Source organism: Dactylosporangium cerinum (assembly GCF_042653625.1).
In the GTDB taxonomy this organism is placed as follows: Bacteria; Actinomycetota; Actinomycetes; order Mycobacteriales; family Micromonosporaceae; genus Dactylosporangium; species Dactylosporangium cerinum.
This window is the reverse complement of record NZ_JBHSIU010000130.1, coordinates 586602-604871: the sequence shown is the minus strand read 5'-3', so window position 1 is coordinate 604871 and position 18270 is coordinate 586602. Positions and strand designations below refer to the sequence as shown.

Genomic DNA, 18270 nt, shown 5'->3' with positions numbered 1-18270 from the left:
AGGGTGCGAATCATGCTGAGTCGTCGCAAGATGCTGGTCACCGGTGCGGGAGTCGCTGGTGCTGTGGTTGCCGGGTCCGTCCTGGCCGGCTGTTCCGACGGGGCCAAGAAGACCGGCGGCGCCGCCACCGGCACGACCGGGGGTCCGGGTGGGGGCGCCGCGCAGCCGGCGAAGCTCACCATCACGCCCGCCGCGGACACCAAGGACGTCCCGCCGGGCAGCCCGGTCACCGTCGCGATCGAGAACGGCACGCTGGACACCGTCACGGTCGCCGCCGGCGGCAAGTCCGTGGCCGGCACCCTCGCCGACGACAAGCACAACTGGCAGTCCACCGGCGCCCTCGCCTACGGCCAGACGTATACCGTCACGGTCACCGGCGTCGACGCGACCGGCACCGCCGTGAACCAGACGGCGACGTTCACCACGCTGAAGCCGGCCAGCACTGTGTCGATCACGTTCCAGGCCAACCCGATGCTCGCACTGAAGAACGGCAACACCTACGGCGTCGGCCAGCCTGTCATCGTCTTCTTCAACAAGGCCGTCACCAACAAGGACGCCGTCGTGCAGGCGATGAAGGTCACCACGTCCCCCGAGGTCGAGGGCAAGTGGCACTGGGTGAGCGGCCAGAGCGCGCACTGGCGCCCCGAGAAGTACTGGGCGCCCGGCACCACGGTCAAGGTCGACGCCAACCTGCTCGGCGTCGACATCGGCAACGGCGTCTACGGCGGCACCAACGCCTCGGCGAACTTCTCCATCGGCAAGTCCCGCATCGCCATCGCCGACTCCAACACCAAGCAGATGGAGTGCTACGTCGACGGCCAGATGGTCCGCAAGATCCCCTGCAGCATGGGCCGCGGCGGCAAGGGCACGATCGGCTCCAAGGGCGAGAAGATCGACTACCTGACCGCCAGCGGCGTGCACGTCCTCATGACGAAGGAACCCCTCGTCACGATGAGCTCCGCCAGCTACGGCGTGACCAACAAGAACGACCCGAACTACTACGAGGAGAAGATCCGGCTCGCCTGCCGCATCTCCCTGTCGGGTGAATACGTCCACCTCGCCGACTGGAACATCCCCAAGCACGGCAAGGAGAACACCTCGCACGGCTGCATCAACGTCGCCCCGGACCACGCCAAGTGGTTCTACGACAACTTCGACGTGGGCGACGTCGTCGAGGTCCGCAACACCCCGAAGAACCTCCCCCTCACCGACGGCCTCGGCGACTGGAACGTCCCGTACGCCCAGTGGTGACCCGCGCAGTCCCTGCGCGTCCATCCAGGCCCGTGGCGCACCATGCCGAGCCGGACCATGCCGACGCGCGGGCGGGTGCGGGCCCGGCCGGGGTGTATGACACGTGAGCCGGGCCCGCATGCGATCAGTTCGCCGAGCTGTCGAACGTGCCGGGCTGGTAGGCGCCACCCTTCAGGTGGAGGATCACGCCGAGCCGGTTGGCGGCGTTGATCATGGCGACCAGGTACACCAGTGCGGCGATCTGATCGTCGTCGTAGTGCTCGCGTACCTGGGCCCAGGTCTCGTCCGGCACGCCCCGGTGGGCGTCGGCGAGCCTGGTGCCCTGCTCCGCGAGTGCCAGCGCCGCCTGTTCGGCCTCGGTGAACACCGTGGACTCGCGCCAGGCGGCCACCAGGTTGATCCGGACCGCGGGCTCGCCTGCCGCCGCGAGCTCCTTGGTGTGGGAGTCGGTGCAGAAGCCGCAGCCGTTGATCTGGCTGGCACGCAGCGCCACGAGTTCGATCGTGGATTTCGGCAATGACGACTGCATGATCGCCAGGCTCGTGTTGGCGAACCGTTTACCGATCTTGGCGCCGAGCTCGTTGTCGTTCAGGTTGAATCGAGGTCCCATGACGTTGTCCTCACTCGTGATGCGGCGTCGAACGACCACAAGACGGCAGCGACCTGCTGGGCATAACGAGGCGTTTCCGTGACGCACACCACGACCGCCCCGGTGTTACAGAACGGCGGACCTCGGCGTCTGGTGGGCGACCCAGTCGAGCGTCAACAGGAGTCACCATGGCCGGCACGGCGCACACCACAGCGGACGATCGCCACCTCGGCGAGCATCGGGACCGTCGGCCGGATCCCGCTACCGAGGCGTTCGTCGCCCACCGCAACCTGCTGTTCACCGTCGCCTACGAGATGCTCGGTTCGGCGGCCGACGCCGAAGACGTCCTGCAGGAGACCTGGCTGCGATGGGCGGGCGTCGATCTCAGCACGGTGCGGGATCAGCGTGCGTACCTGATCCGGATCACCACCCGCCAGTCGCTCGACCGGCTGCGTGCGCTCGGGCGCCGCAAGGAGTCCTACGTCGGCCCCTGGCTGCCCGAGCCGCTGCTGACCGCACCCGACGTTGCCGATGACGTCGCGTTGGCCGACAGCGTCTCGATGGCGATGCTGCTGGTGATGGAGACGCTCGCGCCGATCGAGCGGGCGGTGTTCGTGCTGCGCGAGGTGTTCGAGCTGGAATACGAGGAGATCGCCGAGGCCGTCGGCAAGAGCCCCGCGGCGGTCCGCCAGCTCGCGTACCGGGCGCGGGCACATGTCGCGGCGCGCCGCCCGCGCGGAGTCGTTTCCGCTGCGGAGACCCGCAACGCGCTCGAGGCGTTCCAGCGGGCGGTCGAGACCGGTGAGCTGCAGAGCCTGCTCGACATCCTCGCACCGGACGTCGTCTTCCTGGGCGACGGCGGCGGGATCGCCCAGGCCGCGCCGGCACCCGTTGTCGGAGCCGACGCAGTGGCCGGCGTGCTGGCCGCCGGACTGGCGAACCTGGCCACGAGGTCGCCGCGAATGGCACAGGTCAACGGCTGCCCGGCGCTGATCCTGCGGCTCGGCGGCGAGATCGACACCGTCCTGGCGCTCCGCGTCGACGAAGGTCTCATCACCGGGCTCTACTCCGTGCGCAATCCCCAGAAGTTGTCGCGTCTGCAGCGGGAGACCGTGCTCCTGCGCTGAGACGGGTCCACAACGACCGGTCACCTAGTTGTTGCAAGATCGCCGGTTCCGCCCCCGTGGCCGTCGCGGTCAATGGGCGAAACGATGCACAATAGGTCTTGTGCAATGATTCTTGTGCGTGACAGAGTGGCGGACATGGCGGGACGAGGTGTTACCCAGGTTCGGGATTCACGGGTGCTGGCTGCTGCATCGCATCCGTTGCGGCGGCGGTTGATGGATGTGCTCAGGGTTGAGGGGCCGGCTACCGCGAGCATCCTGGCGGCCCGCACCGAGCAGGCCGTCGGGAACGTCAGCCACCACCTCAAGGTTCTCGCGGCGGCCGAGCTGATCGTCGAGGTGCCGGAGCGGGCGCGGGACAAGCGTGAGCGGTGGTGGAACCTCGCCTCGACCGCCCTGCGCTGGTCCGATTCGGACTTCGCCGACGACCCGGTCGGGCAGGCGGTCGCCAGTGCCGCCATGTCGATCAACCTGGACCGGCAGTTCGGTCTCGTGCGGGCCTGGCACGGCGCGCCCGATGAGCAGCGTGCGGAGTGGGGCGACGCGCCGTTCTCCACGGACAAGTGGCTCTCGATGTCCGCCGAGGAACTCGCGGCCTTCGAAGGGGAGCTGCAGGGCCTGATCGACAAATGGGCGAGCCGGGCGATCCCCGACGACGGCGCCCGGCGGGCGTCGGTGTTCTTCTTCGCGCACGGCGTTCCGGCGAAGCCGTGACCACGGCAATGCGCCACGGCAGGCAGCCGTGACCACGGCAATGCGCCACGGCAGGCAGCCGTGACCACGGCGGTGCGCCACGGCGCGCAGCCCGTCCGCGACGGGGGTCGTGCGTTCCGGCTGTTGTGGGCGGGTCAGGCGACCAGCAACCTCGGCACCAGCGTGACCTCGGTCGCGCTGCCGCTGGTGGCGATCACCGTGCTGGACGCCTCGGCGTTTCAGGTCGCCGCGCTGGCGGCGGCCACCTGGGTGCCGTGGCTCCTGATCGGGTTGCCGGCCGGGGCGTGGGTGGACCGGTTGCCGCCCCGGGCGTTGATGATGTGCTGCGACGCGGTGTCGCTGGTGCTGTACCTGAGCGTGCCGCTGGCCGCCATGGCCGGCGCACTGTCCACTGTGCACCTGTTCGCGGTGGCGTTCGGGACCGGCACCGCGAGTGTCTTCTTCAAGACCGCATACCAGGTGTTGCTGCCCTCCCTGCTCCGCCCGGCCGATCTGCCGGCCGGCAACGCCAGGCTGCAGGGCACGGAGGCGATCACCCAGATCGGCGGGCCCGGGCTGGCCGGGGTGATCGCCGGGGCGTTCGGTGCCGTGTGGGCGTTGCTGTTCGACGCGGGAACGTTCCTCGTCTCCGGACTGTGCTTGCTGGCGATCCGCCCCCCGGCCATAACAACCACAGCAAAGACCGCGAAAAAACCGCTGCGACAGCAGGTCGCCGACGGGATCCGGTTCGTGGGACGGGACCCGTATCTTCGGGTGTTCGCGGTGTACGGGGCGGCCAGCAACCTCGGGCTCGTCGCGTACCAGTCGATCCTCGTCGTGTTCCTGGTCCACGACATCGGCCTGGGGTCCGTGGCCGTCGGCGCGGTCGTCGCGGCGATGAGCGCCGGCGGCGCCCTCGGCGCGTTCGTGGCGCCCGCGCTCGGCCGGCGCCTCGGCACCGCGCGGGCGACCCTGCTGTGCCAGCTCGTGGCGATGCCGGCGGCGTTGCTCATCCCGTTGACCGGGCCCGGCCCCGGGTTGGCGGCGGTCGTGGCCGGCGGGGTCCTGATCGGCACGGGCGTGGTCGCCGGCAACGTCATCAAGGCCAGCTGGCGGCAGGTGTACACGCCGCGACAGCTGCTCGGGCGGGTCGTGGCGAGCATGCACCTGCTCAACTTCGGGACGATGCCGCTCGGGGCGCTGATCGGCGGGGCGCTGGCGAGCTGGCTGAGCGTGCGCGCCGCGATCTGGTGCGCGGCCGCGTGGCTGGCGCTGACCTGCGTGCTGCTGCTGGCCAGCCCGATCCGCAGACGCCGCGACCTTCCATCGAAGCCGGAAGAGCAGAACACGAAAAGAAGTGCTACGAACGTGGGATGCCCGAAGCAGATCAGGTGACCCGTCCCGCTCCAGGAATCTGGGTGTTGCGGACCCCCGGCAGTGCCTACGTGGTGAGCACCGGCGGCGAGGACGTGCCGGTGGCCGTGCACTGGGGGGCCGGCGTCGACGACGCGACCGCGGTCGCCCTGGCCGCGGTGCCGCCGGACCCGCAGCGGGCCAGCTGGGAGAGCCCGCTGGACGGGCGGGAGGAGTACCCGTCGGACAGTGGCCTGCGGTTCGCGGAGCCGGCGCTGGCCGTGCGGTTCCCCGACGGGCAGCGCACGGTGCGGTGGCAGCCGCCGGTGGACGAGGTCGTCGCCGGGGACGGGTGGAGCGAGCTGCGGCTGCGGTTCCACGAGCTGACCCGGCAGCTGCGGCTGACGTTGCACTACCGGGTGCTGGACGGGCTTGACGTCGTGGAGCGGTGGGCGACCCTCGACGCCGGCGAACCCCTTGAGGTCCGCCGGGCGGACAGCGCCGCGTGGTGCCTGCCGCGGCGGGACGGGCAACGGCTGTCGAGCCTGCACGGGCGGTGGGGGGCGGAGACCCAGGTGCAGCGCACGACGCTGCCGGCCGGCCGGACCGGGCTCGGGTCGCGGCGCACGACGACCGGGCCGGCGCACAACCCGTGGTTCGCGGTCGACGACGGCGCCGCGTCGGAAACGGCGGGTGAGGTGTGGAGCGTGGCCCTGGCGTGGTCGGGGACGTGGCATGCGGACCTGGAGGTGCTGCCGAACCACCGGGTCACCGCGCGGGTCGGCGCCGGGCACGAGGAACCCCTGGCGCACCTGGACGCGGGCGGGTCGTTCACCACGCCGGTCAGCGTCGGTGTCTTCAGCGACGGCGGATTCGGGGGCGCGAGCCGGGCCTGGCACCGGTACGCGCACCACGTCATGCCCAGCGGGGGCGAGACCCGGCCCGTGTTGTACAACTCGTGGGAGGCGACCGGGTTCCAGCTCGACGAGGCCAACCAGCTGGCGCTCGCCGAGCGGGCCGCGGCGATCGGCTGCGAGCTGTTCGTGATGGACGACGGCTGGTTCGGCAAGCGGGTCGACGACCACGCGGGGCTCGGGGACTGGACGCCCAACCCGGACCGGTTCCCCGACGGGCTGGGTCCGCTGATCAAACACGTCACAAGGCTGGGGATGCGGTTCGGCATCTGGGTCGAGCCGGAGATGGTCAACCCCGACAGCGACCTGTACCGCGCGCACCCCGACTGGGTCTACGCGACGCCCGGGTATCCGCGCCACGAACTGCGCAACCAGCTGGTGCTCGACGTCGGGCGGCCCGAGGTGGCCGAGTGGCTGCACGGGTGGCTCGACGCGCTGCTGAGCGGGCACGACATCGCGTTCGTGAAGTGGGACATGAACCGGCCGGTGACGGACCCGGGGCCGGGTCCGCAGTGGGCGCAGCGGCACGCGGAGGGGGTGTACACCATCCTGGACCGGCTGCGCCGGGACCATCCGGGGGTGCGGTTCGAGTCGTGCGCGTCCGGTGGGAGCCGGGTCGACCTGGGCATCCTCGCCCGGACCGACCAGGTGTGGCCGAGCGACAACACCGACGCCGCGGACCGGCTGCACATCCAGGAGGGGTTCAGCCTGGCGTACCCGGCGCGGGCGATGACGGCGTGGGTCACCGACGCGCCGAACTTCCTGACCGGGCACCGGCTACCGCTGCGGTTCCGGTTCCACGTCGCGATGTCCGGGGTCCTCGGCGTGGGCGGCGACCTGAACGCGTGGACGGCCGACGAGCGGGCCGAGGCGGCGCAGCTGATCGCGCTGTACAAGCAGATCCGGCCGGTCGTGCAGCACGGCGAGCTGCACCGGCTGCGCTCCCCAAGGACGAGCACCGCGCCGGCCCTGGCCTATGCCCGCGGCGACGAGGTGGTGGTGTTCCAGTGGCTGCACAGGCACCGGTTCGGCGAGCCGGCCCCGCCCGCCCGGCTGGCGTTCCTGCCGCCGGACGGGACCTGGGTCGACGCGGAGACCGGTGCGACGTTCCCGGCCGGCTACCTCAGGGTGCACGGCGTGGACGCGGGGCTGTCCCGCGACCACGACAGCGCCGTCACGGTGCTCCGGCGACGCTCGTGAAGTACTGGTCCAGGAACACCGTGTGCCAGGTGGTGCCGGTGGCGTCGGTGTAGCCGGCGGCGAGGACGACGCCGGTGTTCGGCGAGACCAGGATGCTGCGGCCGCCGTGCTCGCCGGGGCTGGGCCGCGGGCCGGCGCCCTCCGGGCCGGTCACCACGACACCGACGCGGCCGGACGGGTCGGTCGCCTCGGTGCCGCAGAGGATCCCGTCGGTGCGGGCCAGGAAGCGCAGCACCGCGATCCGGTGCTCGCGGTCGAGGATCCGCTGGCCGACCAGTTCCTCGACGCCGGTGATTGCCTGGGACGGGCCGTTCTCCCTCGGCTGGTAGAGCGCCTCGGCCATCGCCGCCGGGTCCGCGGCCGGGACCTGCTTGCGCGGGGTGCCGGCCGGCAGGTCCTCCTCGCGGGTGCCGGTGTGCGGCAGCCACGACGGGTTGTTGCGGAAGAAGGTCCGGGACGCCGCGTCGGCGTACTCGGGCGGCTGGTTGATGGTGCGGCGGTGCACCGATCCGTCCTCGGCGGTCCACGTCCGGGTCTCCACCTGGTACGTGAACCGGGCGAAGTTCCCGTTCGGCATCTGCACGGTCCTGCCGCTGGTCCCGGCCGTCCGCAGGTACTCGTACGGACCGCCGACCCCGTCGCGCATCGCGGTCATCGCGCTGTCGGCGAGCCGGTCCAGGCAGCTGGGCGTGCCGCTCGGCGCCGGCACCACCGGGGGCCCCGCGGGCGGTTGACCACCACCACGCACCAGGACGGCGGCGGTCGTGCCGGTCACCGCGACGACGGCGGCGGCGGCCACCGCCGCGACCAGGAACCGGCGGCGGCGCACCGGGGGGCGCAGGTCGTAGCCGGTGACGTCGTGGGACGCCCGGTGCAGCAGGGCCTCGACGTCGCCGGGGGCGACGGGCACGTCCCGCGCCGGGTCGGCGGCGGTCAGCAGGTTCATGATCTGCTCGTTCATCGGGTGCCTCCCACCGGCGAAGGGGTCTCGGCGACCAGCGCGGTGAGTCGGCGGCGGGCGCGGTGCAGCCGCACCTTGGCCGCGGTCGCGCCGCAGCCGAGGACCAGGGCGGCCTCGGCGACCGTGAGCTGCTCCCACGCGACGAGCCGGAGGATCTCCTGATCGTCGTCGGAGAGGCGGGTCAGTGCCGCCCGCACGTCGAGGAGGTCGGTGACCCCGTCGTGCCGGTCGGCGGCCGCGGGATGCTCCCCCAGCTCTGTGTGGAACGGCAGCGCACGCTGGGCCCGCCAATGGTTGGCGAGGAGGCGCCGGGCGACGCCGTACAGCCACGGCAGGGCGAGTGCGGGCACGTCCCAGCGGCGGCGCCAGGCGACCAGGAACACCTCCTGGGCCAGCTCCTCCGCCGCTGGGCTGCCGTCGAGCCGGCGCAGTCCGTAGCGCACGACGTCGGCGTAGTGCCGGGCGTACACGCTCCGGAACCAGCCGGTGTCACGGTCGTCGTCCATACCCCGTTCTATGTCGCCGGGGCGGTGCGGGTTACAGCAGGCTCCGCAGATATTCGAGATTGTCCGCGGTCCGCTGCTCCAGGGGCAGGGCGGTGGAGAAGTCCTCGACGGTGACCCAGCCGTCGTAGCCGTGCGCGACGAGCGCGGCGAGGTACCGGCCGACGTGCGCCTGCCCGGTGCGCAGCGGTGCCCAGTCGTGGACCCAGGTGACGGTGCCGTCCGGGGCGGTGTCCGCCGGTAGCCAGGCGACGTTCTTCACGTGGACGTGCTGCAGGTACGGGCCGAGCAGCTCGAACGCGGCGCGGTGGTCCTCGTGCCCCTCGATGACGAGGTTGCCCAGGTCGTGGATGACGCCGATGTGGCGCGGGTCGAGGCCGTCGACGAGGCGCATCGCCGCGGACGCCGAGGACACGATCGTCTCGTGGTGCAGCTCGACCAGGATCGTGACGCCGTGCCGGGCGGCCAGCCCGGTGGCCCATTCGAGGTCCTTGCGGGTGGCGTCGAACAGGTCCGGGTAGCGGCCGGTCGACAGCAGCGGCACGGTGACCCGGACCCGGCCGGCGCCGAGGGTCGCGGTCGCGGCGAGGAGCCGGGCGACGTCGTCGTGCTCGAAGCTGCGGGCGTAGCCGCCGATGCCGGAGTACTCGAGGCCGGCGCCCCGGGTGAGCGCCGCGACCTCCGGCAGGGCCGCCTCCAGGCCGGTGAGGGGCCAGGTGGCGCGGTTGCCCTTCCAGAATCCGGGCTCGGGGGCGTCGTCCTGGTCGACGACGCGCCATTCGACGCCGTCCCAGCCCTGCCCGGCGAGGTGCCGCACGGCCTCCTCCGGGGTCCAGTCCGGGGTCGACGCGGTGAAGACCGAGAACCTCACGCCTGCTCCTCCTTGATCACGTCGGTCACCGCGGGGCGCACGTCGTCGTGCACCCCGTCGAGGACCTGGTCGAACAGCACCGGACGGCCGAGGGTGGCCGCCACGTACACGGCCCGCACCGTGGCGAGGGCGAGGAGGCCGTCGGCGACCCGCACGCCCGGTAGGCGCCGCTCGTCGATCGCCTCGACGAGGTCCTGGTACTGGCGCAGGTGCCCGAGCACGAAGCCGTCGGCGGGTTTCGGCGCCCCGTAGACGTCCCCGGCGCCGACGAGGTCCGTGGCCGTTTCCCCGGAGCCGACGCAGGAGAAGTACTCCAGCTGGTCGTCGTGCAGGACGGCGGATCCGCGGGTGCCGTGCACCTGGAGCCGCACCGGCAGCCCGGGGTGCGCGCTGGTGCTGGCGTGCAGGACGGCGAGGGCGCCGCCGGCGAAGCGGAGCGTGGCCACGGCGAGGTCCTCGACCTCGATCCGCTCGTGGGCGATGCGGGCGGTGCGGGCGGTGACCTCGACCGGCGGGCCGAGCAGGGCGAGCATCTGGTCGACGAGGTGGATGCCCTGGTTGGCCACGGCGCCGCCGCCGTCGAACTCCCAGGTGCCGCGCCAGTCGGCGGAGTCGTAGTACGCCTGGTCGCGCCACCACGGCATGGACACGACCGCCGACGTGAGCCGGCCCAGGCGACCCTCCCGCACGGCGCGCTGCACGGCGACCATCGCCGGGTCGAACCGGTGCTGGCTGACGACGGCGCAGACGAGCCCCCGGTTCTCGGCCTCCTGGGCGACCTTGGCGAACGCGCGGGCCTTCGGCAGCGACACGTCGAGGGGCTTCTCCACGAGCAGGTGCGCGCCGGCTCGCAGGGTCTGCTCGGCGGCCTCGACGTGCAGCCCGCTGGGGGTGCAGATGGCGACGAGGTCCACCTGCTCCGCGGCCAGGGCGTCGCCGAGCGTGCGGTGGCAGGAGGGGGGCGGGTCGATGCGGGCGGCGAGGGCGGCGTTGGCGGTGTCGACGGCGTCGACGAGGGCCACGATCCGCAGACGGGGATGGCGCAGGATGGCGTCGGCGTGGTTGCCGCCGATGATGCCGCTGCCGACGATCGCCACGTTGATCAGGTCTGTCATTTCACTCCCCCGGCGGTCAGACCGCCGACCAGGAACCGCTGGAACACGAGGTACAACACCACCACCGGCAGCGCGCAGATGAGCGCGGAGGCCATCAGCTGCCCGTAGATCGGGATGGCGCCACCTTCCTGGGTGGCGCCGAACACCTGCAGCGCGACCGCGACGGTGCGGCTGTCGGGGTTGGTCATGACGGAGGCGAACAGCACGTCGTTCCAGCCGAGGAGGAACGCGAAGATGCTCGCCACGACGAGGCCGGGCCAGCTGAGCGGGATGATGATCGAGCGCAGGATCCGCCAGGACGAGGCCCCGTCGAGGCGGGCGGCCTCGTCCAGCTCGGCGGGCAGGCCGCGCAGGTAGGTGACCATCACCCAGGTGGAGAACGGCAGCGCGAACGTGAGGTACGTGACGAACAGCGCCCAGCGGGTGCCGATGACCTGCATGCCGAGGACCGCGGACAGGTTCGCGAACAGCACGAACACCGGCAGCAGCATGAGCGTGCCGGGGATGGACTGCAGCGCCAGGAGGCCGCGCAGGATGAGGCCGCGGCCGAGGAACTGGAACCGGACCAGGACGTAGGCGGTGGCGACGGCGACCAGCGCGGACACGAGCGCGACGCTGCCCGCGACGACGACGCTGTTGCCGAGGCCGGCGCCGAGCTCGACCGTCGACCAGATCTTGCTGTAGTTGTCGAGGTGGAGGCTGGTGGGCCAGAACGCGCCGCGGGCCACCTCGAGGTCGTCGTTGACGGACGCGAACAGCATGTACAGCACCGGCGTCATGACGAACACGAGCAGCGCCGCGATCACGCCGACCTGGACACTGCGTGGCAGGAGACGTTGGACGTCAGTTTTCATGCTGGTTCAGCCTCACCGCGCGCAGGTACACCGACAGCGGGATCGCGACCAGGACCAGCGACAGCACGGCCATGGCGGCGCTGAGCCCGAACCGGAAGTTCTGGAAGCTCTCCACATACGTGAGCACCGGCAGCACCTCGACGTCGTGCGGGGCGGGCACCCCGAACAGCACATACGGCAGCGTGAAGCTGTTGAGGTTGTGCAGGAACGCGATGATGAGCGCGAGGGCCAGGACGCCGCGCAGGTGCGGGAAGATCACGTAGCGCAGCTTCGCCCACCAGGCGGCGCCGTCCAGCGCGGCCGCCTCGTGCACCTCCTCGCTGATGCTCTGCAGGCCGGACGCGGCCAGGAGGTACAGCAGCGGCCAGGACGTCCACAGCTGCACGACAACGAGCGTCCAGTAGCTGTTGGGGCCGTTGAGCCACAGGTGCTGCTCGCCGAGGACGCTGTTGGCGGGGCCGGCCGGCATGAGGATCGTGCGCCACACCGTGCCGACGACGAAGGCCGGCAGCACGTACGGGATGAGGAACGCCGACCGGACCAGCGCCCGGCCCTTGAACCGTTGCTGGGTCGCCAGGGCGGCGGCGAGCCCGACGGGCAGGGTCGCGACGGTGACGAGGGCCGAGTAGCCGACGGACACCCAGATGGCGTGCGGCAGCGCGGTGTCGGTGACCGCCTCGACGTAGTTGTCGAACGCGATGAACGGCGCGCCGGTCCACTCGCGCAGCGTGTACTGGTCCAGGTCCAGCAGCGACACGGTGAGCGCGACCCCGAGCGGCACCAGGATGACCAGGACGAGCAGGATGCCGCCCGGCGCCAGCATCCACAGTGGACGGTTCCGGTTCCGGCGGCGGGGCGGCGGCCCGGGCTTGGAGCCCCGGGCCGCCGGCGGTGCGACAGTTTCGATCGCCATGAATCTATTTACTCTTGTCCAGCGCGTCCTGCGCGGCCTTCTGGCCGTCGGCGATGAGCGCCTTGAGCTTCGTCTCGTCGAGCTTGCCGTCCTTCAGCGCCGGGATCGACTGGACGACCACGTTGACCAGGGCCAGCTGGACCTGGCTCCAGGCGCCGTTGAACGGGGTGCCGCTGGCCTTCGACGCCGAGTCGATGATCGGCGCGAGCGCCGGGTCGGACTGCAGCTTCTTGGCGGCGGTCGCGTTGGTCGGCAGCTCGCCGAACGTCTTGTAGTACGACTCCTGCTGCTCGGGGCTGGTCAGCAGCTTCACCAGCGCGAGGGCGAGGTCCTTGTTCTTGGTGTACTTCGCCACGACGAGGTTGTCGCCGGACAGGATGCTGGTCGCGCCGACCCCGTTGCCGGGCTTGCTGGTCTGCCCCGGCGGGATCGTCGGCATGATGGCGTAGGCGTACTTGCCGGCGACCGCGGACTTGTCGAGGGTGACCTTGGAGGTCGCCGACACCATCGGCAGGAACGCGGCCTTGCCGGCGCCGAAGTCGGCGATCGCCTGGGCGTTCTTCCAGCCGACGGCGGCCGGGTTGACGACCTTGTCGGTGGCGAGCCAGCCGAGGTAGGTCTGGTACGCCTTCAGGGTCGTCGGGTCGTTGAGCGACGCCTTCTTGTCCTTGACCAGGGGGTTGCCCGCCTGGACGCTCATCGCCCAGATGAACTTCCACGGGTCGAACCCGTCGGCGTAGGCGACCGCGAGGCCGTAGGTGCCGCCGCTCGTGAGCTTCTTCGCCTGCTCGAGCAGGCCGTCCCAGCTGTCCGCCGGCTTGTCGATGCCGGCGGCCTTGAGCAGGTCGGTGTTGTACGCCATGACGAACGGGCGGCTGGTGAACGGGATGCCCACCTGGTGCTCCGCGTCGGGGCCGGAGATGCCGAGGGTCGCCGGCAGGAACGCGTCCTTGCCGCCGAGCTTCTTCCAGTCGTCGTCCTTGAGCTCCAGGAACGCGCCGGTCGCGTAGGCGGTCGGGGTGAACGTGGTGCCGAGGGAGTAGATGTCGGGGCCCTGACCGGACAGCACCGACGTCTGGATCTTCGTCAGCTCGTCGTTGGCCGAGGCGAACGTCTCGAACTTCACCTCGGCGCCGGTCTGCGCCTTGAACTTGTCGTTGATCTCGGTGAACCAGGCGCGCTGCTGGTCCGGGTAGATGGTGTTGGCCTGGACGAGGACGTTGAGCGTCTTGCCGGCGCCGTTGAGGCCGGTCTCGCCCGTCTTCGGGCTGTCGTCGCCGTCGCCGCAGGCGGCTAAGACGAGCGCGGTGGCGGTAACGGCGGCGATGAAGGACATGCGTCTCATAGGGGTGTCCACTCCTCGTGAGCGGTGCGCCTTCGCCATGGTTCTGGGGGTGTGGCCTGGGCGCATCGATGCTGCTTGACGGCGGATTGAGCCGGACGCTATCAGCGGCGCATTCATGGCGGCAACCGCTTGCCATCGTTTGCCATCGTCTGCTCTGCTGTTGGTCATGCCCCGTGCACACCAGTTCGGATCCGGTGACCGGCCGGTCACCATCAACGACATCGCCGCGGCCACGGGGGTCGCCGCGTCGACGGTGTCGCGCGCGTTGAACAACCCGGGCCGGGTCAACCCGGCGACCCGGGAGCGGATCGAGGCCGCCGCCCGCGAGCTGCGCTACGTGCCCAACTCGCAGGCGCGCGCGCTGAGCTCCGGGCGGACCGGTGCGATCGCGGTGCTGGTCTCCGACGTGACCAACCCGTTCTACTTCGGCGTGCTGCGCGGCACCCAGATGCAGCTGAAGGCGGCCGGCTACGCGCAGTTGCTGATCGACACCGAGGACTCCGGGGACCTGGAGGTGGAGCTGCTGCACAAGATGCGCCGCTCCCTCGACGGCGCGATCCTCGCCGCGTCCCGCCTGCCGGACCGGGCGCTCGCCGCGCTCGCCGAGGACATCCCGCTCGTCACCATCAACCGCAACGTCCGCGGGGTGCCGAGCGCGATCATCGACACGCCCGCCGGGATGGGCCAGGCGGCGGAGCACCTCATCTCCCTCGGCCACCGGTCCATCGCCTACGTGTCCGGGCCCGAACGGTCCTGGCCGAACGAGGCCCGCTGGCACGCGGTCAAGGCCGTCGCGGCCCGGCACCGCCTGACGTTCACCCGGGTCGGGCCGTTCCCGTCGGGGCGCCGCTCCGGCTCCGCGGCCGCCGACGCGGTGCTCAACACCGGGGCGACCGCCTGCATCGTGTTCAACGACCTGCTGGCGATCGGCGTCCTGCAGCGGCTGCGGGAGCGGGAGATCCGGGTGCCGGAGGACATCAGCGTCGTGGGCTGCGACGACATCTTCGGCGCCGACTTCTGCCACCCGCCGCTGACCACCCTCACCGCCCCGATCGAGCAGGCCGGGCGGGTCGCGGTGTCGATGCTGCTGTCCCGCCTCGACCCGAGCGCGCCGGCGATGCGGCAGTCGGTGATGCTGCCCGTGCACCTGACCGTGCGGGGATCCACCGGACCCAGGCTCTGACGGGCCCGCTGCGGCGGGCTTCGCTTCAGCGGGTCAGCCGGCCCAGGATCGCCGAGGCCACGACGATCGCGACGGCGGCGGAGCCGACGAGGACGCCGTAGTCGAGCAGCAGCCGGGCGTGCGTGCCGATGAGCAGGCCGCGCAGCGCCTCGACCTCGTAGCTGAGCGGGTTGACGTGGTTGAGGACCTGCAGCCAGCCCGGCATGACGGTGACCGGGTAGAGCGCGTTGGAGGCGAAGAACAGCGGCATGATGATCGCCTGACCGATGCCCATCATCCGGTCGCGTTTCAGGACGAGGCCGGCGAGGGTGATCGACAGGCAGCAGAAGAACGCCGAGCCGAGGACGAGGACGCCGGCGACGCCGAGCAGGTGCAGCGGGTTCAGGTCGAAGGAGACGCCGAGCAGCGCGGCGAGCACGACGACCACCAGGGCCTGGGTCAGGGCCCGCACGCTCGCGGCGAACGCCTTCCCGGTCACCAGCGCGGCCCGCGGGGTGGGTGTCACCATGAGCTTCGCGAGCACCCCGGCGTCGCGTTCCCAGATGATGTGGATGCCGTAGAAGATCGACACGAACAGCGCCGACTGGGCCAGGATGCCGGGGGCCAGGAAGTCGAGATACGGCACGTCCCCGGTGGGCACGACGCGCAGCCGGGTGAACGTCTGCCCGAAGATGATCAGCCACAGGGCCGGCTGGATCGCCCTGGTGACGACCTCGGTGCGGTCCCGGCGCAGCTTCTGCAGCTCCACCAGGCACAGCGCGAACGTGCGGGACGCGAGCAGCCGGACCGGTTCAACGGGCGCGGCGAGCGACACGGACATCTTTGAACCCTCCCCCGTCGAGGTCGTCGCCGGTGTACTCACGGAACACGTCGTCCAGGTTCGCGGCCTCCCCCTCCAGCGACGCGACCAGCGCCGCGGGGGTGTCCAGGGCACGGATCCGGCCGCGGTGCATGAGGGCGACCCGGTCGCAGTTGGCCGCGGCCTCCTCCATGTAGTGGGTGGTGACCAGGACCGTCATGCCGGTGCGGGCGCGGGTCTCGTGGATGCGCTCCCAGACCCCGGCCCGGGCGACCGGGTCGAGGCCGATCGTCGGCTCGTCGAGCACGAGCAACCGCGGCGCGCTCACCAGTGCCTGCGCCAGCTCCAGTCGGCGGACCATGCCGCCGGAGTAGGTGCCGGCGGGCCGGTCGGCGGCGTCGGCGAGGCCCATCGCGTCGATGACCTCCGCGGTGCGGTCCCGGCGCTGCGCCCGCGGCACGTCGAACAGCCGGGCGAACAGCGCGACGTTCTCCCGGCCGCTGAGCGCGGGATCCGCGGACAGCGCCTGCGGCACGTAGCCGATCAGCCGGCGCACCGCCATCCTGCGGCGGCGCACGTCGAGGCCGAACACCTCGACCGTGCCGGTCTGCGGCGGCAGCAGGGTCGTCAGCACCCGGATGGTGGTCGTCTTGCCGGCGCCGTTGGGTCCGAGCAGGCCGAAGATCTCCGCCTGGTGGACGACCAGGTCGAGGCCGTCGACCGCGACGGTCTCCTTGAACCGGTGCCGAAGCCCATCGATGCGCACGGCCGGTTCATCAGGTTCCACACCGCCAATATAGCTCGTTAGCCGGGCTAATGATCCTTCCGGTTCCGGGACGCCTGGTTCCGGAACCGCGCTACTGCGCGCTGTCGGTCTGCCGCCAGCCCCGGGTGTAGACGACGGCCAGCTTGTCCTCGATGGCCTGGCGCAGGTCGATGCCCATGGTGTGCGCCGTGACGAACGCGGTCAGCACCACGTCCGCGAGCTCCGCCTCGACGTCGCTGAACGGCCCCGGCCGCCGCGCCATCCCCGCGTGCCGGCGCACCGCCCCGACGAACTCCCCGACCTCCTCCGCCAGCGCGAGGGTCTGCCGCAGCTGCGCCGACTCGGTGAACCCGGCCGCCTCCAGGTGCTTGGCGATGTCCGCCGCCGTGTCGGGCAGTTCGCTCAAATCAAATGGCATCCCGGCACCCTAGCCTTCTAGGCTTTTGTCCGTGCCGCCCCACGAGATCCGCGCCGTCTACGACGACGAGACGATCACCGTCTACCAGGCCTACTCCCCCGCGATCGCGGTGCCGGCCGTCGCCGCGCAGCGGTTCGTGCCGCCGTTCAAACGGGACCGGATGACCTGGGTCAAGCCGTCGTTCCTGTGGATGATGTACCGCAGCGGCTGGGCCATGAAGGAAGGCCAGGAACACGTGCTCGCGGTCCGGCTGCGCCGCGCCGGGTTCGACGCCGCGGTCGCCGGCGCGTGCCTCAGCCACTATTCCCCCGCCGTGCACGCCAGCCGGGCCGACTGGTCCCGGCAGTTGCGCACCAGCCCGGTCCGCGTCCAGTGGGACCCGGAGCGCTCGCTGCAGCTGCAGCCCCTGGCGCACCGGTCGCTGCAGCTGGGGCTCAGCGGTGACGCCGTGCACCGGTACGTGGACGACTGGACCGTCTCCATCAGCGACGTCACGCCCCTCGCCCACGAGATCCACGCCCTGGTGCGGGCCCGGTCGCTGGACGAGGCACGGGCGCTGCTGCCGGCCGAACGCCCCTACCAGCCGGTGACGATCACGTAGCCCTTCGGGTCCCGGACCGTCCCGCCGTCGTCGAACCACCGGGCGGCCTCCGCCGCGATCCACGCCACGACGGCCGGTCGCGCCGGGTCGTCGTCGCGGACGCCGAATCCGGTGAGCATCGACACCGCGTAGGCCACGAGCGGCGCCGGCTCGTGGAACACCAGGGCGTTGTCGTGCCGCTCCACCCGCGTCTCCCCGAACACCGCCGCCACCAGGCCCGGCAGGTTGTCGCCGTGCACGGCAACGGTGTAGACGCCGGGGTCGAACCCGTGCGCCGCGACCGCGTCCCGGATGAGTCCGTGGATTGCGGGATACGCGTCCCGGATGTTGACCACGGCCGCGAACCGCCCGCCGGGCCGCAGCACCCGCCGCGCCTCCCGGATCGCTTCGACGGGTTCGCCGACGTGATACAGCATGTGCCGGGCGGTGACGACGTCGAACGTGCCGTCGGGCCACGGCAGCGCGGCCGCGTCGCCGAGGCGCACCTCCACCCCGGGTGTGCCGTCGAGCGCGGCGACGGCGGCCGGCGAGGTGTCGACCCCGGTGGCTTTCGCAGTCGCTCCCGGGGGCGCTCCCAGGTTCGCTCCTGGGGTCGCCAGCCGGCGCAGGAACGCTCCGGTGCCGCAGCCGACGTCGAGCACCGCATCGGCGGCGGTGTGCCCGACGGCCGTGAGGACGGCGGCGTCCACGTCGTCGTCGCGTTCGCTGTGCCGCAGGTGCGTCTCGATGCGCACCCGCAGCGGGTCGAGCGTCCGGTACTCCAGCATGCCTCCGAACCTAGCGTTTGTTGCACAAGGGATGGCCGGGCTACGGCGGG

Annotated in this window: 19 protein-coding genes; 7 read left to right on the top strand and 12 right to left on the bottom strand. The window is 71.5% G+C overall.

The window, feature by feature from the left end; translation table 11 throughout:
• Positions 1-12: 12 nt before the first annotated feature.
• Positions 13-1251 carry a L,D-transpeptidase gene (locus ACFPIJ_RS60650; protein ID WP_380128653.1) on the top strand — a complete coding sequence of 413 codons (1239 nt, stop codon included), beginning with the start codon at positions 13-15 and terminating at the stop codon, positions 1249-1251.
• Positions 1252-1375: 124 nt separating this feature from the next.
• Here ACFPIJ_RS60650 and ACFPIJ_RS60645 read toward each other — a convergent pair whose 3' ends face one another.
• Positions 1376-1861 carry a carboxymuconolactone decarboxylase family protein gene (locus ACFPIJ_RS60645; RefSeq protein ID WP_380128652.1) on the bottom strand — a complete coding sequence of 162 codons (486 nt, stop codon included), beginning with the start codon at positions 1859-1861 and terminating at the stop codon, positions 1376-1378.
• A gap of 167 nt (positions 1862-2028) precedes the next feature.
• Here ACFPIJ_RS60645 and ACFPIJ_RS60640 point away from each other — a divergent pair, with 167 nt between their 5' ends.
• The 4 genes from ACFPIJ_RS60640 to ACFPIJ_RS60625 all read left to right on the top strand — a co-directional run bounded on the left by ACFPIJ_RS60640 (position 2029) and on the right by ACFPIJ_RS60625 (position 7124).
• Positions 2029-2967 carry an RNA polymerase sigma-70 factor gene (locus tag ACFPIJ_RS60640; protein ID WP_380128651.1) on the top strand — a complete coding sequence of 313 codons (939 nt, stop codon included), beginning with the start codon at positions 2029-2031 and terminating at the stop codon, positions 2965-2967.
• 105 nt (positions 2968-3072) lie between these two features.
• Positions 3073-3678 (top strand): ArsR/SmtB family transcription factor, encoded by a 606-nt coding sequence (locus ACFPIJ_RS60635; protein ID WP_380128987.1) that lies wholly within the window; start codon positions 3073-3075, stop codon positions 3676-3678.
• 60 nt (positions 3679-3738) lie between these two features.
• Positions 3739-5052, top strand: a complete 1314-nt coding sequence (locus ACFPIJ_RS60630) for an MFS transporter (RefSeq protein WP_380128650.1) — start codon at positions 3739-3741, stop codon at positions 5050-5052.
• Positions 5031-7124 (top strand): alpha-galactosidase, encoded by a 2094-nt coding sequence (locus ACFPIJ_RS60625; protein ID WP_380128649.1) that lies wholly within the window; start codon positions 5031-5033, stop codon positions 7122-7124. The genes ACFPIJ_RS60630 and ACFPIJ_RS60625 overlap by 22 nt, the downstream gene beginning before the upstream one ends.
• Here the strand turns inward: ACFPIJ_RS60625 and ACFPIJ_RS60620 are convergent.
• The 7 genes from ACFPIJ_RS60620 to ACFPIJ_RS60590 are packed head-to-tail and all read right to left on the bottom strand — an operon-like array spanning position 7099 to position 13686.
• Positions 7099-8085 (bottom strand): hypothetical protein, encoded by a 987-nt coding sequence (locus ACFPIJ_RS60620; RefSeq protein ID WP_380128648.1) that lies wholly within the window; start codon positions 8083-8085, stop codon positions 7099-7101. The genes ACFPIJ_RS60625 and ACFPIJ_RS60620 overlap by 26 nt on opposite strands.
• On the bottom strand, positions 8082-8591 hold the full coding sequence (locus ACFPIJ_RS60615) for an RNA polymerase sigma factor (protein ID WP_380128647.1): 510 nt from the start codon (positions 8589-8591) through the stop codon (positions 8082-8084). The genes ACFPIJ_RS60620 and ACFPIJ_RS60615 overlap by 4 nt, the downstream gene beginning before the upstream one ends.
• A gap of 31 nt (positions 8592-8622) precedes the next feature.
• Positions 8623-9459: a sugar phosphate isomerase/epimerase family protein gene (locus ACFPIJ_RS60610; RefSeq protein ID WP_380128646.1), complete on the bottom strand. Its 837-nt coding sequence runs from the start codon at positions 9457-9459 to the stop codon at positions 8623-8625.
• Complete coding sequence (locus ACFPIJ_RS60605; protein WP_380128645.1) at positions 9456-10574, bottom strand: Gfo/Idh/MocA family protein; 1119 nt, start codon at positions 10572-10574, stop codon at positions 9456-9458. Before ACFPIJ_RS60605 ends, ACFPIJ_RS60610 begins: the two co-directional genes overlap by 4 nt.
• Positions 10571-11428, bottom strand: a complete 858-nt coding sequence (locus ACFPIJ_RS60600) for a carbohydrate ABC transporter permease (protein WP_380128644.1) — start codon at positions 11426-11428, stop codon at positions 10571-10573. Before ACFPIJ_RS60600 ends, ACFPIJ_RS60605 begins: the two co-directional genes overlap by 4 nt.
• Positions 11418-12341 carry a carbohydrate ABC transporter permease gene (locus tag ACFPIJ_RS60595; RefSeq protein WP_380128643.1) on the bottom strand — a complete coding sequence of 308 codons (924 nt, stop codon included), beginning with the start codon at positions 12339-12341 and terminating at the stop codon, positions 11418-11420. The genes ACFPIJ_RS60600 and ACFPIJ_RS60595 overlap by 11 nt, the downstream gene beginning before the upstream one ends.
• 4 nt (positions 12342-12345) lie before the next feature.
• Complete coding sequence (locus tag ACFPIJ_RS60590; protein ID WP_380128642.1) at positions 12346-13686, bottom strand: ABC transporter substrate-binding protein; 1341 nt, start codon at positions 13684-13686, stop codon at positions 12346-12348.
• A 166-nt stretch (positions 13687-13852) separates the two neighbouring features.
• Here ACFPIJ_RS60590 and ACFPIJ_RS60585 point away from each other — a divergent pair, with 166 nt between their 5' ends.
• Positions 13853-14869 (top strand): LacI family DNA-binding transcriptional regulator, encoded by a 1017-nt coding sequence (locus tag ACFPIJ_RS60585; protein WP_380128641.1) that lies wholly within the window; start codon positions 13853-13855, stop codon positions 14867-14869.
• A gap of 25 nt (positions 14870-14894) precedes the next feature.
• Here ACFPIJ_RS60585 and ACFPIJ_RS60580 read toward each other — a convergent pair whose 3' ends face one another.
• The 3 genes from ACFPIJ_RS60580 to ACFPIJ_RS60570 form a co-directional block, all read right to left on the bottom strand.
• Entirely contained in the window at positions 14895-15689 is a 795-nt protein-coding gene (locus ACFPIJ_RS60580) for an ABC transporter permease (RefSeq protein WP_380128640.1), read from the bottom strand.
• Positions 15661-16455: an ABC transporter ATP-binding protein gene (locus ACFPIJ_RS60575; protein ID WP_380128639.1), complete on the bottom strand. Its 795-nt coding sequence runs from the start codon at positions 16453-16455 to the stop codon at positions 15661-15663. The genes ACFPIJ_RS60580 and ACFPIJ_RS60575 overlap by 29 nt, the downstream gene beginning before the upstream one ends.
• 70 nt (positions 16456-16525) lie before the next feature.
• Entirely contained in the window at positions 16526-16852 is a 327-nt protein-coding gene (locus ACFPIJ_RS60570; protein WP_380128638.1) for a MazG nucleotide pyrophosphohydrolase domain-containing protein, read from the bottom strand.
• 25 nt (positions 16853-16877) lie between these two features.
• Here ACFPIJ_RS60570 and ACFPIJ_RS60565 point away from each other — a divergent pair, with 25 nt between their 5' ends.
• The gene (locus ACFPIJ_RS60565) at positions 16878-17453 is read left to right on the top strand and encodes a DUF4291 domain-containing protein (protein WP_380128637.1); all 576 of its coding nucleotides are present in this window, start codon (positions 16878-16880) and stop codon (positions 17451-17453) included.
• On the opposite strand, the gene ACFPIJ_RS60560 is transcribed toward ACFPIJ_RS60565, so the two are convergent.
• Positions 17429-18220 (bottom strand): class I SAM-dependent methyltransferase, encoded by a 792-nt coding sequence (locus ACFPIJ_RS60560; protein ID WP_380128636.1) that lies wholly within the window; start codon positions 18218-18220, stop codon positions 17429-17431. The genes ACFPIJ_RS60565 and ACFPIJ_RS60560 overlap by 25 nt on opposite strands.
• Between the last annotated feature and the right edge of the window lie 50 nt (positions 18221-18270).